Genomic DNA, 16208 nt, shown 5'->3' with positions numbered 1-16208 from the left:
TTGGTCCCAGGCAACCAGGGCATAGGTCCGGGCCTGAATGGACTGAGGCCCTATGGCGGAACGGTGCGCCTGCTCTGGCGTTGTGCTCCCGGGAATAACCCATGTGTAAGAAAAGGAGCATGTCATGAACAGGACCTTGATTATCCTAAGCGCCGCGATGCTGGGAGCATTGGGCACTGCTGCCTCCGCCCAGGAGGGAACGGTCAACGGCGCCGCCGGCGGCGCCGTCACGGGAGCGATTGTCGGTGGTCCGGTCGGTGCCGCGGTTGGCGGTGTTGTCGGCGCGATCGCCGGTACAGCCCTTGATCCGCCGCCGACCCAGGTCGTCACCTATGTGCAGCAGCAGCCGGTGACCCATTCCGTCGTCGTGGAACAGCCGATCGTGGTCGGCAAACCCGTTCCGCAGGAGGTGGTCCTGACGCCGGTCGCCGAGGACCCCCGCTATGCCTACACCATCGTCAACGAGCAGCGCGTGATCGTGGACCCGCAGACGCGAACCGTCGTTCAGGTCGTGCAGTAAAGCCGTCGGATTGTTCGGGTTGCGCATTCGCGCTTCCCGGACAAGCCGGCAAACCCTGACAAGGAGAAGCGAAATGAACAGTATAGTCTGGCTCGTCGGAGCGATCGTCATCATCGGTGCAATCTTGTCTTTCATCGGGCTTGCCTGAGCCGGGCCGGCTTCAGGAAGCGCAACTGCCAGGAAAGAGGCGTCAAATGTCCTTCGATCACTCCTCATCCAAATCCAGCCTCCCCATCGCCGGGCCACTGCTATTCCTGGTCCTTGCGATGGCGGCGATTTCCCTGTTCCTGGCGACATCCGGAACGATCGCGCCGACAGATCAGCGGCCAACCGTCTTCGTGCCTCTCACGCCGCAGCCCACGTCCCGGCAATGATGGTCGAACGGATTTGAAACAGGAGTGTGGCCTTGAAGACGATGATCGCGCTTTTGCTGAAGCTCACCTTATCCCTGACGGTGCTTATGGGAAGTGCGGGCATCGCATCCTGGCTTCTGGCGGAGCCGGTTGCCCATCCTTTTTCCAATATCGACATGTCGTCTCATTGGACGACGCGGCCGGTGCGCATCGATCCCGCTGCCCAGACCTACGAGCGCCTTCCGCCGCGCACCGCCCCCATCCAGGTCGCCGAGCATGACTGGAAAATGCCGGCGATCGTCGAACAGGCCTCCTCTACCGCCCAGGCGGAAGAGCCGACTATCGACCGGGCGCTGGTCACGGGTGCGATCGAGAAAATCCCGGTTTTCAGCGAGGCTCATGTGCAATGGTGCCAGAACCGCTACAGATCCTACCGCGCCGACGACAATAGCTACCAGCCCTATAGCGGGCCTCGCCGCCAATGCGCCTCTCCGCTCATGTCCGCCGACACTGGCGAGGTGGAGGTTGCCGGCGGAGAGAGCGCAAGCTTCATCGACGATCCCCATGCCGCCTGGTGCGCCAACCACTATCGGTCCTATCGGCCCGAGGATAATTCCTACAAGTCCTATAGCGGCCAACGCCGTCAATGCCATTCGCCCCACGGCTGAAATCCCGGTGCCGCTGCGATGTCCGCCATGAAGCAACACCATTTCAATCGACGGAATGGAACTTTCAGCAGGTGTCCGCCCTTCTCTTCCCGGATGAGATGGGACAGGACGATGACGGAAATCAAGCATGTAGAGCGGAAACGCCGGGCTGGAGGCGAAGCCTATACCCTTGAGGCGTTTATCGAAAAATATGATATCGATCCGGAAGAAGCGACAGATTTGTTTACGCGCTTCGGCCCATCGAAGATCGAGCTTGATCTGCTGATGGCCGCAAAACGCGCCAAGTCGGGTTCCAAGTAAACGGATAGCCGCTTGATAGGAGGGATATCGTCGTCCCTGGCGATATTTTCGGAACAGTTCAAAAAAACATGGGAACGTTTCTTTGCTTCGGTGATCCAATCACTGAACGGAGGAAAAAATGAAGCAGCACGATCCAGCGGCAGCCACGGCGCATCGCCTGGCTGATATTGACAGCACGGACGGAGACTTGCTGGAAGGCGCGCTTCGCAATGAGCCCGCCGCCTTTCGCGCGATCATGGCGAGGCACAATCAGCGGCTCTTCCGAATTGCCCGCGGCGTGGTCCGGGACGACGGTGTCGCCGAGGATGTCGTTCAGGAAGCCTATCTCCGCGCCTTTCGGAACCTGGATAAGTTCAGGGCCGAAGCCTCCCTTTCGACCTGGCTGCACCGGATTGTCCTCAACGAGGCGCTCGGCAGGCTGCGAAAAGCGGCCCGGCAGCGCAAGGCGGTCGCCAGCGGGCCGATTGCCGACATCCTGCAGTTTCCCTATGGCACGGCCTCGGACGATCCGGAAAAGACAATGGCGCAGCGGCAGATATTGAAGCTTGTAGAAGACGCCATGGATGAATTGCCCGATCATTTCCGCATGGTGTTCATCGCCCGGGTGATCGAGGGCATGAGCGTCGAGGAAACGGCGGCACTTCTCGGCATCAAGCCGGAAACCGCGCGCACGCGGCTTCATCGCGCAAGGGTCCTCTTGCGCCGGCATATCGACAATCAGATCGGCCCCGTGCTGCTGGATGCCTTTCCCTTTGCCGGCTGGCGCTGCGAACGGCTCACTGAGAAAGTGATGAACCAGCTTGGTTTTAAGGAATAAAATCGGGAACATTCGTCTCGCTGGGGCATCGAACAGGCGTCAACACGATACCGGTGGCCCAGGCGCCGGTGCAAAGGAGCCAACCAGATGTCCGTCCGTATCAGCACGATCTTCGCCGCAATCTGCCTTATCACCCCGGCCGCTTTCGCCCAAGATGCCCCGAGCGACCCCCAGATCGCCCACATCGCCTATACGGCCGGGGTCATCGACATCGAGGCCGCCAATCTGGCGGTCAAGATGTCGAAAAACGAGGATGTCATCGCATTCGCGAAAGACATGCTGCGCGACCATGAGGCCGTCAACAAGCAGGCGCTTGATCTCGTCGCAAAACTCAAGGTGACGCCGGAAGACAATGCAACCAGCCAGTCCCTGACGCAGGCCGCCGCCAAGGAGCGCGATGCACTGGCAAAGCTTGATGGCGCGGCCTTCGACAAGGCCTATGTCGAAAACGAAATCGCCTATCACAAGCAGGTCAACGGCGCGCTCGAAACGCTCCTGATTCCCTCGGCGCAGAATGCCGAACTCAAGGACCTACTCCAAACGGGCCTCAAGCTCTTCCAGGGACACCAGCAGCATGCCGAACATGTCGCAACCATGCTGGAATAGGTGTGCCGCCATGCCCATGATCATGCGAACGGCAATGCTCGGCGGGGTGGCGATGATGCTGGCCTCACTGTCTGCCCAGGCCGCCACGGTGAAAGTCGTTATCGACAAGCTTGTTTTCACCCCTGCTGAGATCAGCCTGGCAGTCGGCGATACCATCGAATGGGTGAACAGGGATGTGATGGAGCATACCGCCACCGTCGAAGGCGGCTTTGACGTGCGCATTCCGGCGAAAAAATCGGCCTCCATCGTCGTGAAGGAGGCCGGTACGCTCGATTATTATTGCCGCTATCACCCCAATATGCGGGGCCGGATCGTCGTACAGGCAAAATAGGGCTGCCTTTGAGGCGTCAGTCGGAGAAACGGGAGGCTTTTCGCTGGAAAGTCTCCCGGCTTGATATCAGGCAACCGTCTGCCCTGCCCGCCGCCGCAGCCTTCGGATTTCATCCGTGGTCAACGACCGTACCGAGCCTTTCGGCAGGTCGCCGAGTGCCATGTCGCCGATCGCCACCCGGATGAGCCGCAGGCACTCCAGATCCAGGGTGGCAAGCATCCTCCTGATTTGCCGATTGCGGCCTTGGCGCAATTCGATTTCGAGCCAGGCGTTTTTTTCCCCCTGCCGCAGGATCCGTGCGGCCGCCGCTTCCAGGGCTTCGCCGCCTTCGACCATTCCCGTGCAGAGCGCGGTACAGATATTGTCCGCAATCTGGCCCTTCACCTGGACGTGGTAGATCTTGCCCACATCGGTGACGGGGTCGAGCAGGCGTTGGGCCAGCACGGTATCATTGGTGAAAAGCAGCAGCCCCTCGCTTGCCTTATCGAGGCGGCCGATCGGCGACAGGTAGGTATCGTCCAGATGCCTGAGACAGTCGAAGACGGTCGGCCGGCCCTCGGGATCGATCCGCGTCGTGACCATGCCGCGCGGCTTGTTGAGCATCAGATAGATTTTTTCTTCGGCAACGATCCGCACGCCATCGACCATGATCGGGTCCGACTGGACATTGACCCATGTCAGGATATCGGTGACAGGCTTTCCGCCGATCGAGACGCGGCCTTCGGCAACCAGCGCCTCCGCCTGGGTGCGGGAACAATGGCCGAGCTTTGAAAGTGCGCGGCAAATCGTAGCACGATGGGCCTTGTCATCATATGTCGGTCTGGCCAAGGCTCAAGATTCCGATATTGGGCCGCCGGTGCGAATGCCGCCGAGATATCCCTCGCGGCTCCGCACCATTTGGCGAGAACTCATGGATACCGGCTGATATCGCAGCCAGTGGTCGCGAATTGTGCCGGGCGCAACTGCGTGGTCGGATTGGACATTCAATAAATTCCTGGCAGACCCGGGCGCAGGGCCGGATGCGTCTTCAAGATGTCGGCTGCCTGCCCATTTCAATAGTTTGCCCGTTGCCAGCATGGTTAGAGGCCGTCGATTTCGTGCGGTCATGTAAGCGAAGCATTCCCGAAGTCAAGCAGGAGGCCGCGATCGGTTCGACTTGACAATATCGTCAAATCCGCCAAGCTAACATCATGAAACCGACACCTGTCCATAATCTGCTTGCTTTTGCCTATCGGGTATTTCCCGCCGTAGGCTTGTAACCCCGGCCCGGCAGAAATTCTCCCTGGACGGGGGCGGCGTCATTATCGGACTTCTCGCGACAGAGCGTTTCCGCATCATCGGTTTTGAACGGCGAGCGGACCAGTCACTATCACAATCCAGTCGAACAGATGTCTCCGGCAAGCCTATTGCGGGGAGACGTCAGGAATAGAACAATGGCAAACAGCAAATCGACCCTCCATCACGCCAAACCGAAGATCGTTGTCAGCGATGTCGACGAAAAGCGGCTGAGCGGGCTTGCCTCCGCCGTAGCCGACCGCATGCCGGAACTGGCGGATGAGCTTCTGGGCGAGCTGGACAGGGCGAAAATCGTCTCGCAGCGGACGATGCCCGCCAATGTGGTGCAGATGGGGTCTGCCGTGGAATATGCAGCGGACGACGGCCAGCGCCGCGTCACGCTCGTCTATCCCGGCGAGGCGGATATCGCCCAAGGCAAGATCTCGATTCTCACGCCGATCGGAACGGCGTTGATCGGCCTCACGGAAGGCCAGTCGATCGAATGGACCGCCCGCGATGAACGGCGTCATCGCCTGACCGTTCTCAATGTGCGGAATGATGCCGCGGCGGAATAACTCGTAGAACTTTCGGAATATGGCCACCGGCGCACCAAGCGCCGGCTTCCCCTCTCCTACCCTGATTTCACGAAGGCTTCGCCGCCGACAATCGGTTCAGGAGGCGATGCGGGGCCGGCCGGTCGCCATTGCCACGAGCCTTGCCTCGATGAAACTGCGTTCGCCGTCGATCTCGGCCACGTCAACGTCCCTGGCGATCTCGATGCGGGGCAGATCGGCACCGGCCCGTTCGGCAAGGTCGATGGACATCCGGCGGACGTGCATTTCGGCAGCGTCCATGGCTTCGGCCTCGCTGTCATAATCGTCGAGCGCTTCCCCTGAATTGACCCGGTAAAGGCCGGGCTCCGGCTGGCTGACGCGCGCCGTCGCCGACATCCGCACCTGTCCGACGACGGCACCAAGCGCATTTGCGACGTCGGCGTGTTCGTGGACCAGGCATTCCGTTCCGACGAGCGCTGGAAGTTCGGCATAATGGAGCGACGCGGAGGCCCCGAGGCCGACCACCGGCCGGTCGAGTGCGATCGACAGGCGCGCGATGCCCTCCTGCCTGCTCACCGCCCGCTGCACGACCGGATGGGCAACGGAGACCTCGCCATCCAGCCCATCCTCTGCAAAGACGGTCTCGAACACCGCTTCGGCCGACCTGCGGGTCACCGCGTGGAGCACCTTTCGTGCAAAGCCCGCGGCATCCTCCGCGACATGATTTCCCTGGGCGTCCCTTTTGCGGGCAAACAGCTCGGCGCCCAGGCGTGCGGCGGCGCTATCCCAATTGTCCTGCCTGCCCAGCGCATGAGCCGCGTCCGATGGTGTGAAGCCGATGACCTGCACCAGCCCGCGCGCCACCAACCGGTCCAGCGTGGCGATCTGCGAGGTCGATGTCAGCAGTTTGTCGAGCGCAACCGGGATGTCGGACAGGGCCTGGAAAAGCTTGGTCTGGGTGGCCGTCAGCCCGCTGGCCAGCCGTTCCGGCACGCCCACCCGCACGGCAAAGCGACCGTCGAGCCTGTTCACCGTCGGGCTGAGCCGCTGACGCGTGAGGTTTTTGCGGATGACATCACCATGTTTCATGGCGGCAAGCGCCAGGGGAACGAGACGGCGGGGGCCAAGCAGGATCGACGGCGTAAGCGCATGTTCGTCGAGCCTCACTTCGGAATCACCGCCCAGCCCGAATGTGCGGATGGCGATCGCCTCCACCATTGTCCGCATCCCGCCGATCATCGCGCCCTCGGGGTCCAGACGAAGCCGGCCGCCGTCCAGTATGCCGATATCGGTCGTCGTGCCGCCGATATCGGTGACGACGGCATCGTCGCGGCCGGTCAGGTGCCGCGCGCCGACCAGGCTTGCCGCCGGCCCCGACAGGATGGTCTCGATCGGGCGTGTTCGGGCAAATTCCGCCGTCACCAGCGCACCGTCGCCGCGCACGACCATCAGCGGCGCCGTGATGTTCCTCTTGCCGAGGAAGCCCTCCGTGGCATCGATGAGCCGGCCGATCATCGAGACAAGGCGGGCATTGAGAAGGGTCGTCAGCGCCCGACGCGGGCCGCCGAGCTTGGAGGTCAATTCGTGCGAACAGGTCACCGGAAACCCGGTTCGCTCGCGGACAATGTCGCGGATCCTGACCTCGTGCTCGGGATTGCGAACCGCGAAATAGGCGGCAATCGCGATACCCGATACCGTTTCGGCCAGGACCGGCAAGGCGGCCTCCAGATTGTCGAGGCTAAGTTCGTTCGGATTGCCATGGACATCGTGTCCGCCGGGGCAAAAGACGACGGGATCGGAACCAAGTGTCTTGGCAAGACCGTCGCGCGACAGGTCCTGGCGGTTGAAGCCGACCATGACCAGACCGACCCGCCCGCCCTGCCCTTCGACAAGTGCATTGGTCGCAAGCGTCGTGGAGATGGAGACCAGCTTGATCTCAGCCGGCCGGATTGCCGTACTTGCCAGAACTGCATCGACCGCGCCGGCGATCCCTATTGCAAGATCATGTCGCGTCGTAAGCGATTTTGCCTTGGCGATAATACCTATATCGTCTCCCCAAAGCACGGCATCCGTATAGGTGCCGCCGGTATCGATACCGAGATAGAGGGGAGCCCCAGTTTCATTCACCATCATGGATGTCCGCTTGGTCCGTTTATCGGAAGGAGAGTATTTACACGCGCACCGGCGCGCATCAGCCGCATCGTGGAAAGATCTACGGCAGCGGCGGACGGACGTGGCCGTCGGCGCGACAAAACAGAGCGCTCCCGGGATTTTCGGCGCTTCGCCACCGCCCCTGGCGGCCGGGCTTTCGAGGGATTCCGACGTTCATTCGGGTCCGTGTCTACATCATGCCGTAAGGGATCGCCAATGGCGTGCGATGATCATCGATAGCGCGAACGCCGGCGATATTTTCCGCCAGGATATGCGAGGCTTTTCGCTCTTCATCCGTTATGTAGGCCCCCCAGAAGGTGACGATCCCGTTTTGGACCGTCACTGTCGAATTTTCCTCCGAAAGCCAGGATTCGGACCGGAGCGCGGCCTGAATCTCTGCCCGAATGCGGTTGTCGTCATTCATCTCGGCCGGATGCGGTGGCGTTTCCGAGGCCAGGATCGCCTTGACCAGATCCGCCCTGCAGACGATGCCGACGACCTGTCCGTTGCGCAATACGGGCACACGCCTGATATTCTTGCGTTCCAGAAGGTCGATGATTTCGACCACCGTCGTCGTTTCGGTGACGGTGACGACGTCGGACGTCATCACGTCGCAGACATGCACGGAATGGGCCTTGATATAATCGGCGGCGAGAATGGCATTGCCCTTGAAGAGGCGAAGCCACCAGGGGCGAAAATGCCGGTCCGTGCCGATTTCCATCCGGCGGAGCAGGTCTCCTTCGCTGACAATTCCGCACAGCACGCCCCGGTCGATGACGGGGACGCCGCTGATTTTATGCGATACGAGAATATCGGCCACATCCGCCACCGTACTGTCCAACCCTACAGAAACGGCAGACGGCGACATGATATCTTTTGCGATCAACATTCTGTTCCCTTTCTTCCGGTTCGCGGTGCATGGCGTGGATCGGACAGATGTGACTTGAAGGCGCTTCCCTTTTGCCGGGCTCATATCGGAATGACGATCGGCCAGTCTGAGACGTCGTCATGCGCCCGATGCCCTATCCGCCCTATCCCCCCCGAGCTCGTCGCCGGATCTTGCGATTTCGCCGAATTCAATCATTCACCCGGCTTGAGAACAAGGCAAATGAAATTTACTTTGGGTTCAGCGCAATTTTCTTGCAGTCAATACGCAAGATGCCAAAGATGATGATGATCTGGCCTATAGGCCGATGCCGATATTCAAGGATTTGCCATGACAGCGTGGAACGATCTCACCGACGATGAGCAGACGGCTCTCAAGCGCATGAACCGAGGCCCCTACCCTGCCCTTTCCCAGGACATGGCAGCGCGCCTGATCCTTCTTGGAATGGCGGTGGAAAGACCGACCGGAGTGGGCATCAGCAGGGCTGGCCGTGAACTGGTGATCGACTATCTGATCGGCGCGCCCGAGAACTGAAACGCGGAAAGCGGGAAAATACCGTCTCGGCTCAAAAAAGCTGCCGGTTCAGGCCTGGGCCGCGGGGCGCGTCAACCACCTTTTTCAACGCATGCAGAGCTTCCTGGAGATCGGTGCGCCCCTGGCTGCTTTCGGAATAGACCGCATAGGCCGGATAGGTGAATTCAGGCGCGCCATCGACCGCCTCAAGCTCCCCCGCCTCGATGAAAGGCTGCACGACACCTTTGCGGAAATAGCCCATGCCGCCGGCCCGCAGGATATAGCTGAGCCCCAGCGGTCCAAGACCGACCAATAATCCCGGCTCGCCAAATGGCGTCGACCTGGCATCGTGCTGCGCGGCAAAGAGCGGCCCCCAATCGACATAGACATATTCCTGCTTGTCCGCCGGCATATGCCCTTCGCCGGTTGTGCGCACCAGAATCAATTGTTCTTCCTCGATGAGTTCGACCCGAAAGCCGGGCAGCAGCTTTGGCGCATAGAGAACCGCAATGTCGAGAACACCGGTGCGCAACTGCTCGAGGAGCTGGTCCGGCACGCCGACATTGGCGCGCAGGGCGATCTCCGGCTTGGTTTTCTTCATCCAGATCAGCCAATCGAGGAGCAGCGGGTTCCATAGGCTGAGCTCGCCGCCCAGTGCGATCACGCTCGTCTGCCCCTCCGGGATCGCCAATTGATGCCTTGCCCGTTCCCAAACCTGGACGAAGGACAGCGCAAACCGCTCGAATTCCCGTCCCGCCGCCGTCAGTTGCGCGCCGTTGCGGTTACGGACGAACAATTGCCGGCCAAGTTCCTGTTCCAGCGTGCGGATACGGGCGCTGACAGTGGTCTGGGTCACGTTCAGCCGGTCGGCAGCCTTCAGAAAGCTACCGGAATGAACAATTTCAAGAAAGGTCCTTGCCCGATCGATATCCATCTCGCCCTCCTTCGATGCAAAATTATTGCATTGATGCTGCATTTAATTCCGTTTGTCTTCTGTTTTCAACGGGAGCAGGCTGGTCGCGAATGATCCTGTTCGCCGGCACCGCTCGGTGCCACGGAGTTGCTGATGTCGAATGACGAGGACCCGGAGGAGATGACAGGCGGATATGCGTCCCCGCCCTGCTTCATGCACGAACTGACGCCCGATTATCGTGTTCAGCCTGCCGCACACCGCTCCGGCAGCAGCGACGTCGCCCGCTGGCGCCGTGCGGAGCGCAAGCGCCTGATCGACGCACGCATGGCGCTTGATCCCGATGAGCGAAATAGGAGGTCGAAACGGATCGCCTCCAGACTGGAGGCGGCGCTCGGCAGGCCCGGCGGACGTATTCTCGCAGCCTATTGGCCGGTTCGTGGCGAGCCGGACCTGCGCAACTGGATGATCCGGGCGTTCGAACGCGGATCGCGGATCGCGCTTCCGATCGTCATCGCAAAAAACAGGCCGCTGGAATTTTCCCTCTGGTCGCCCGGAGACCGACTGGAGCGCGGCGTCTGGGACATGCTGGTTCCGGCGCGCGGAACTGCCGTGCAGCCGGATGTCATCGTCGCGCCCGGCGTCGGTTTCGACGAGGCCGATCATCGCCTCGGCTATGGCGGCCTTCTCGACCGGACGCTCGCCGCCATGTCGAGGAAACCGCAGGTCATCGGCGTCGGCTATGCGGAAAGCCGGATCAGGACGATCTATCCGCAGCCCTTCGATGTTCCGATGGATCTCGTCGTGACCGACGGGTGATCTGCGTTGCGGCCGCCGCTGGAGGCGAGGCGGCCCTGTTTCGATCCCGCCTTCAGGACCCGCAAGCGAAAGCAAGAGAGTGTCATGTTACGTGCAAGCACCACGCCGGAAAACGACAGGCCGGCCTTTGTCACCCGATGGTTCCAATCCACCAACCACAAGGACATAGGCACGCTCTATCTGATATTTTCGATGATCGCGGGGGTTCTCGGCACCGCCCTCTCCGTGCTGATCCGCATGGAACTCCAGACGCCGGGACTGCAGATCTTCAACGATCCCGGCGTGTTCAACGTCGTCGTCAGCGGCCACGGCCTGGTGATGATCTTCTTCGTCATCATGCCAGCCATGATCGGCGGCTTCGGCAACTGGATGATCCCGATCATGATCGGCGCACCCGACATGGCATTTCCGCGCCTGAACAATGTCTCCTTCTGGCTGCTCGTTGCATCGTTCGTCCTGTTCATCCTCTCGCTCTTTTCGCCCGGTGCTGCCGGAACATTGGGCCATGGCGGCGGCTGGACGCTCTATCCTCCCTATTCCACCTCCGGCCAGCCGGGCCCGGCGGTCGATTTCGTCATTCTTGCGATTCACCTCTCCGGCGCCTCCTCGATCCTCGGCGCGATCAATTTCATCACCACCATCTTCAACATGCGGGCACCGGGCATGACCCTGCACAAGATGCCGCTTTTCGCCTGGGCGATGCTCGTCACCGCCTTTATGCTCCTGCTTTCCCTGCCGGTGCTTGCCGGTGCGGTGACCATGCTTCTGACCGACCGCAATTTCGCCACGACATTCTTCGCGCCCGAAGGCGGCGGCGATCCGATCCTCTACCAGCATCTGTTCTGGTTCTTCGGGCATCCGGAAGTCTACATCATGATCCTGCCCGGCTTCGGCATCGTCAGTCATGTGATCTCGACCTTCGCCAAAAAGCCGATCTTCGGCTATCTCGGCATGGCCTATGCCATGGTCGCCATCGGCCTTATCGGCTTCATCGTCTGGGCCCATCACATGTTCACTGTCGGGCTTTCCCTTGATTCACAGCGCTATTTCGCCTTTGCATCCATGGTGATCGGCGTGCCCACGGGCGTGAAGGTCTTCTCCTGGCTGGCCACCATGTGGGGCGGTTCTATCCGGTTCAAGACGCCGATGCTCTGGGCCTCGGGCTTCGTGCTGCTGTTCACCATCGGTGGCGTGACCGGCGTCGTGCTTGCCAATCCCGGCATCGACCGCGTTCTGCACGATACCTATTATGTCGTCGCGCATTTCCATTATGTGCTGTCGCTGGGTGCGGCCTTCGCCATCTTCGCGGGTTTCTACTACTGGTTTCCCAAGATGACGGGCTACATGTACAGCGAAACGCTGGGTCGCCTGCATTTCTGGCTGATGTTCATCGGCGTCAACCTCGTCTTCTTCCCACAGCATTTCCTCGGCCTTGCGGGCATGCCGCGCCGCTATGCCGATTATCCCGATGCTTTCGCCGGCTGGAACCTCGTCTCCTCGATCGGCGCCTATATCTCGACCGCCGGTCTCGTCGTCTTCTTCGTCACCGTCGCGGAAGCCTTTATCCGCAGGCGCAGAGCGGGCGACAATCCCTGGGGTGAAGGAGCGACGACCCTTGAATGGACGCTGTCGTCACCGCCGCCCTACCACCAATTCAGTTCGTTGCCGCTGATCCGTTGATCTGCCTGTACGTCGACCAACGGTCATGAACACGGTTCCAAGGAGAGAAGCGATGACCGAAGCCATGGATATGAACAGCAATCTCTATCTTGTCGGGCTTTTCCTCTTCTACTGGCTGCTTTTCAATCTCGCCAGCCAGTCGGTGCCGTCCGGCAACGAGGACTCCGCCGAGAAGGGCGTCGCCATGCCGGATACGCCACAGCCGGACATGGAGGCTGGCCATCTCCCGGCTGCCCTGGAGGCGATCGGCAAGGCCGACCGGAATTTCACCAGGGCACATTTCCTGGCGGCCGCCGCGAACGCCCATGAGATCATACTAGACGCATTTGCGGCGGGCGACGAAATGATCCTCGGACCGCTTGTCGGACCGGATGTCCTCACCGCATTTGTCGATGCCATCGACGAGCGCCGGAAGCGGAGCGAAACGCTTGACCTGATCGTCGTCGGAGAGAAGGAAGCCACTATTGTCGATGCCGGTATCGTCGACGGCATGGCTGACATAACGGTCAGGTTCGTGACCGACATCGTCAAGGCGACACGCTCCGAAGTCGGCAAGATGATTTCCGGTGACTTGAATCATATCATCGAAACCTGCGACATCTGGACCTTCTCGCGCGATCTCTCATCACGGGACCCATCCTGGCGGTTGACCGTCACGTCCAATGCCCAATCCCTTGCGATGAAAGACGGCGCCAAGGCGTCGATCAGCCCACGGAGAAGCCTGAAGGCCAAGATTATCGACAAAACGACCCGAACCGCATGAGCGGGCCTTTTGCTGTTGCTTCGCTTGCGAGCGTGGGTACGGTCGCCTCGCGGAGGTCATAGCGCGTTGGCGATCGCTTCGTCGCATCGCTTGTCGCCGGATTGCCTGCAATGGTGGAGCCCTCCCCTCCCCCGATTGCGCGGCTTCAGCCCACGATACCCCGATCTTGCGGTCAGACCGGGCTTCGTTGCCCGCCGCGCCTCCTGTGCAGGCCTTGTTAAGGAGGCGTTAACCAAAAATCTCTTGCGGGTTTTCGAGAATCCACCGATAGTAATCACGCTTTAGTGGCGATGTGTCACGGAAAAGCGTTTTTCCAGGACGGTGACTGAATTGAACGTGGTTGCGGATGTGAATGTCGCGGAAGACAAGGATTTCGACGAAGAAATCCTTGAGCAGGGAGAGCTTATTTCCGACAAGCTCAACATGCTGCGGATGGAGCAATATCCGCCAAATGCGGAAAAGGGCCTGCGCCGGTTTTCGTCCGTGGAGGTCGCCGATTTTATCGGCGTGTCGCAAAATCACATCAAGAAGCTTCACCTTGAAGGAAAGGGGCCTGTCCCCGAAGTGACGGGTTCGGGCCGCAGATCCTATACCGCCGAGCAGATGCTCGAACTGCGGCAATATCTCGACAAGCACGGCAGGTCTGATTTCAAGCGCTATGTTCCTCATCGCCGCGCGGGGGAAGCGCTGCAGGTCATTTCCGTGGTCAACTTCAAGGGTGGAAGCGGAAAGACGACGACGACGGCGCATCTGGCGCAATATCTCGCCTTGACCGGCCATCGCGTCCTTGCCATCGACCTCGACCCTCAGGCATCGCTGACCGCCCTGCACGGAATCCAGCCCGAACTGGACAAGAATCCTTCCCTGTTCGAGGCGCTGCGCTACGATGACCAGCGCAAGTCGATCAAGGACATCATCCAGCCTACGAATTTCCCGGGGCTCGATATCGTGCCTGCCAATCTCGAACTTCAGGAATACGAATACGAGACCCCCCTTGCCGCCTCCAACAAAAGCTCTCCCGAGGGGCGGCTGTTCTTTACCCGCATCTCCAAGGCCTTGAAAGAAGTCGACGATCGCTACGATGTCGTGGTGATCGATTGCCCGCCACAACTCGGCTACCTCACGCTCACGGCGCTGACTGCCTCTACCTCGGTACTGATCACCGTTCATCCACAGATGCTCGACGTCATGTCGATGAGCCAGTTCCTGCTGATGCTCGGCGGCATTCTCGAATCGATAAAAAGCGCGGGGGCGACTGTCCGGTTGAAATGGTTCCGCTATCTCGTGACCCGCTATGAGCCGATGGATGGGCCACAGGCGCAGATGGTCGGCTTCATGCAGGCCATGTTCAACAAGCGGATGCTGCAGCACCAGATGGTGAAATCGACGGCGATCTCCGATGCCGGCATCACCAAGCAAACGCTCTACGAGGTCGAGCGCAGCCAGTTCACCCGCTCCACCTATGACCGCGCCATGGAATGCCTGAACGGCGTCAACGGAGAAATCGTCACGCTCGTCCATAAGGCATGGGGGCGAAAGTGAGAGAATTCTTGACAGCCGTGCAAAATACAATTTTCTCAATCAAATTCAGTTAGATACACAGAAGTGAGGATCGAGGATGGCTCGCAAGCACCTGCTCACCAACCTTAGTTCGACGCTGCCGCAGAAGGCGAACGACGGCAAGCCGTCGGAAACCCGCGTCGACTATGCCCGCCGCGGCGCCTCCCGCTCGATGATGCAGTCTCTCGACGAGATGGCCGAGAATTCGATGCGTGTCCTGGAAGGCGAGACGATCGTCATGCTCGATCCGGACAGGCTCGACGCGTCCGCTTTCGCGGACAGGATCGATGACGACGAGGCGGATTTCGCCGGCCTGGTGGACGCCATCAGGCAGAGCGGCCAATCCTCGCCGATCCTGGTGCGGCCGCATCCCGATGCGCCGAGCCGCTACATGATCGTCTACGGACATCGTCGCGCGCGTGCAGCCAAGGAACTGGGGATCGAGGTTCGCGCGGTGGTCAAGCCGATCGAGGACATCGCCCATGTCATCGCCCAGGGCCAGGAAAATACAGCGCGCGCCGATCTCTCCTTCATCGAGAAGGCACTGTTTGCGAGAAAGCTGGCCAGCGCCGGCATGACCAAGGACACGATCAAGACGGCATTGACCATCGACGACACGCTATTGTCGCGAATGCTCTCCGTAGCGGAAAACGTTCCCGAGGCCATTCTGGACGCGGTCGGATCGGCAAAGGGGGTAGGGCGCGATCGATGGGAGGAAGCCAAGAAGCTGGCCCTCGATCCGCATCGCGCCGAATGGGCAATCGAATTCGTCGCGAGCGATGCGTTCAAGAGCCTGCCTGCGGATGCACGTTTTAGTGCGCTGCTCGAACAATTGAGAAAGGCGCGCAAATCAAAACCGGCAGTCCGCAAGCCCATAGAAAAAAACTGGGCAATCGCTGAAAAGGCGGTTTCCGTCTCGACGAAGGATGCAGGCAAGGCCTTTACGCTGTCGTTGAAGGCTAAAGACGCCTCGCAATTCGGCGCCTTCCTGTCGGAGCGGCTGGAGAGCCTTTACCAGGAATACCGGCAAACCGGCGCCCCGCGAAGCGAGGACTGAAACGCAGAGCTTTTTTCTGTCAGTTGCAGCAGCTATGCCGCAGGCAATCGCGGGGATGTGAGACAGGCCCCCGGAAGGGCAGGCGGTGATATGGAGGCCGATGATCTCCGGCCTGGGGGGAGGGGAGAACGGCTTGTAGATGTAGATGCCCTCTGAGACGCGCGGGATCAGCGCCATGCGCTTTGCCGATTCTGACTCCGCCCTTAAGTGGAGAGCAACTGCACCGTCATTTTCGAGATAACAATTGGCCGCTCGCACACCGATAACGGTTTATAGAATGCTCCCTGAAGAGCAACGAACAGACCAATTGTCCCACTGCACATCGTCAGACTAAACCGCAAAACTGAAAATAATTTTTATTATCAGATAATTAGATGGTTAATAGCAGCGGCGAAGAATAGATCCTGCAAGCTGTGATCGCGCCTCGGCATAAGTTTCGCAGCCA

Annotated in this window: 17 protein-coding genes; 13 read left to right on the top strand and 4 right to left on the bottom strand. The window is 60.2% G+C overall.

From position 1 onward, the window contains the following. Positions 1–124: 124 nt before the first annotated feature. From VL202_RS04730 to VL202_RS04705, 6 genes are all read left to right on the top strand, one after another. Positions 125–520 carry a DUF1236 domain-containing protein gene (locus VL202_RS04730; protein WP_056336798.1) on the top strand — a complete coding sequence of 132 codons (396 nt, stop codon included), beginning with the start codon at positions 125–127 and terminating at the stop codon, positions 518–520. 415 nt (positions 521–935) lie between these two features. Next, positions 936–1541, top strand: coding sequence for a BA14K family protein (locus tag VL202_RS04725; RefSeq protein ID WP_325463013.1), 606 nt, complete (start codon positions 936–938; stop codon positions 1539–1541). A gap of 111 nt (positions 1542–1652) precedes the next feature. Next, positions 1653–1841: a hypothetical protein gene (locus VL202_RS04720; protein WP_056336805.1), complete on the top strand. Its 189-nt coding sequence runs from the start codon at positions 1653–1655 to the stop codon at positions 1839–1841. Between the two features lie 118 nt (positions 1842–1959). Continuing rightward, positions 1960–2658 carry an RNA polymerase sigma factor gene (locus VL202_RS04715; protein WP_325463011.1) on the top strand — a complete coding sequence of 233 codons (699 nt, stop codon included), beginning with the start codon at positions 1960–1962 and terminating at the stop codon, positions 2656–2658. Positions 2659–2745: 87 nt separating this feature from the next. Further along, positions 2746–3264 carry a DUF4142 domain-containing protein gene (locus VL202_RS04710; protein ID WP_325463010.1) on the top strand — a complete coding sequence of 173 codons (519 nt, stop codon included), beginning with the start codon at positions 2746–2748 and terminating at the stop codon, positions 3262–3264. Between the two features lie 16 nt (positions 3265–3280). After that, entirely contained in the window at positions 3281–3595 is a 315-nt protein-coding gene (locus VL202_RS04705) for a cupredoxin family copper-binding protein (protein WP_325463012.1), read from the top strand. Positions 3596–3661: 66 nt separating this feature from the next. On the opposite strand, the gene VL202_RS04700 is transcribed toward VL202_RS04705, so the two are convergent. After that, positions 3662–4423: a pseudouridine synthase gene (locus VL202_RS04700; RefSeq protein ID WP_325463009.1), complete on the bottom strand. Its 762-nt coding sequence runs from the start codon at positions 4421–4423 to the stop codon at positions 3662–3664. A gap of 605 nt (positions 4424–5028) precedes the next feature. Between VL202_RS04700 and rnk the strand changes: the two genes are divergently transcribed. Next, entirely contained in the window at positions 5029–5445 is a 417-nt protein-coding gene (gene rnk, locus VL202_RS04695) for a nucleoside diphosphate kinase regulator (RefSeq protein WP_056336821.1), read from the top strand. Between the two features lie 96 nt (positions 5446–5541). On the opposite strand, the gene VL202_RS04690 is transcribed toward rnk, so the two are convergent. Together VL202_RS04690 and VL202_RS04685 are read right to left on the bottom strand one after the other, a co-directional pair. Then, complete coding sequence (locus VL202_RS04690; protein ID WP_414692803.1) at positions 5542–7557, bottom strand: hydantoinase/oxoprolinase N-terminal domain-containing protein; 2016 nt, start codon at positions 7555–7557, stop codon at positions 5542–5544. 208 nt (positions 7558–7765) lie between these two features. After that, positions 7766–8464 carry a CBS domain-containing protein gene (locus tag VL202_RS04685; protein WP_325463007.1) on the bottom strand — a complete coding sequence of 233 codons (699 nt, stop codon included), beginning with the start codon at positions 8462–8464 and terminating at the stop codon, positions 7766–7768. 327 nt (positions 8465–8791) lie between these two features. Between VL202_RS04685 and VL202_RS04680 the strand changes: the two genes are divergently transcribed. Then, positions 8792–8995, top strand: coding sequence for a hypothetical protein (locus tag VL202_RS04680; RefSeq protein ID WP_325463006.1), 204 nt, complete (start codon positions 8792–8794; stop codon positions 8993–8995). Between the two features lie 31 nt (positions 8996–9026). Here VL202_RS04680 and VL202_RS04675 read toward each other — a convergent pair whose 3' ends face one another. Then, positions 9027–9908, bottom strand: coding sequence for a LysR family transcriptional regulator (locus tag VL202_RS04675; protein WP_325463005.1), 882 nt, complete (start codon positions 9906–9908; stop codon positions 9027–9029). Positions 9909–10040: 132 nt separating this feature from the next. On the opposite strand from VL202_RS04675, the gene VL202_RS04670 reads away from it, so the two are divergent. The 5 genes from VL202_RS04670 to repB all read left to right on the top strand — a co-directional run bounded on the left by VL202_RS04670 (position 10041) and on the right by repB (position 15763). Continuing rightward, complete coding sequence (locus VL202_RS04670; RefSeq protein ID WP_325463004.1) at positions 10041–10703, top strand: 5-formyltetrahydrofolate cyclo-ligase; 663 nt, start codon at positions 10041–10043, stop codon at positions 10701–10703. Between the two features lie 84 nt (positions 10704–10787). Continuing rightward, the gene (gene ctaD, locus VL202_RS04665) at positions 10788–12383 is read left to right on the top strand and encodes a cytochrome c oxidase subunit I (RefSeq protein ID WP_325463003.1); all 1596 of its coding nucleotides are present in this window, start codon (positions 10788–10790) and stop codon (positions 12381–12383) included. 52 nt (positions 12384–12435) lie between these two features. Next, entirely contained in the window at positions 12436–13146 is a 711-nt protein-coding gene (locus VL202_RS04660; RefSeq protein WP_325463002.1) for a Tim44/TimA family putative adaptor protein, read from the top strand. A 330-nt stretch (positions 13147–13476) separates the two neighbouring features. Next, the gene (gene repA, locus VL202_RS04655; RefSeq protein ID WP_413813822.1) at positions 13477–14688 is read left to right on the top strand and encodes a plasmid partitioning protein RepA; all 1212 of its coding nucleotides are present in this window, start codon (positions 13477–13479) and stop codon (positions 14686–14688) included. Positions 14689–14764: 76 nt separating this feature from the next. After that, positions 14765–15763: a plasmid partitioning protein RepB gene (repB, locus tag VL202_RS04650; protein WP_325463001.1), complete on the top strand. Its 999-nt coding sequence runs from the start codon at positions 14765–14767 to the stop codon at positions 15761–15763. The last annotated feature ends 445 nt before the right edge of the window (positions 15764–16208 follow it).

Origin of the sequence: Pararhizobium sp. (assembly GCF_035497515.1) — a bacterium.
GTDB lineage: Bacteria > Pseudomonadota > Alphaproteobacteria > Rhizobiales > Rhizobiaceae > Pararhizobium.
This window is presented reverse-complemented; position numbering and strand designations above follow the sequence as displayed.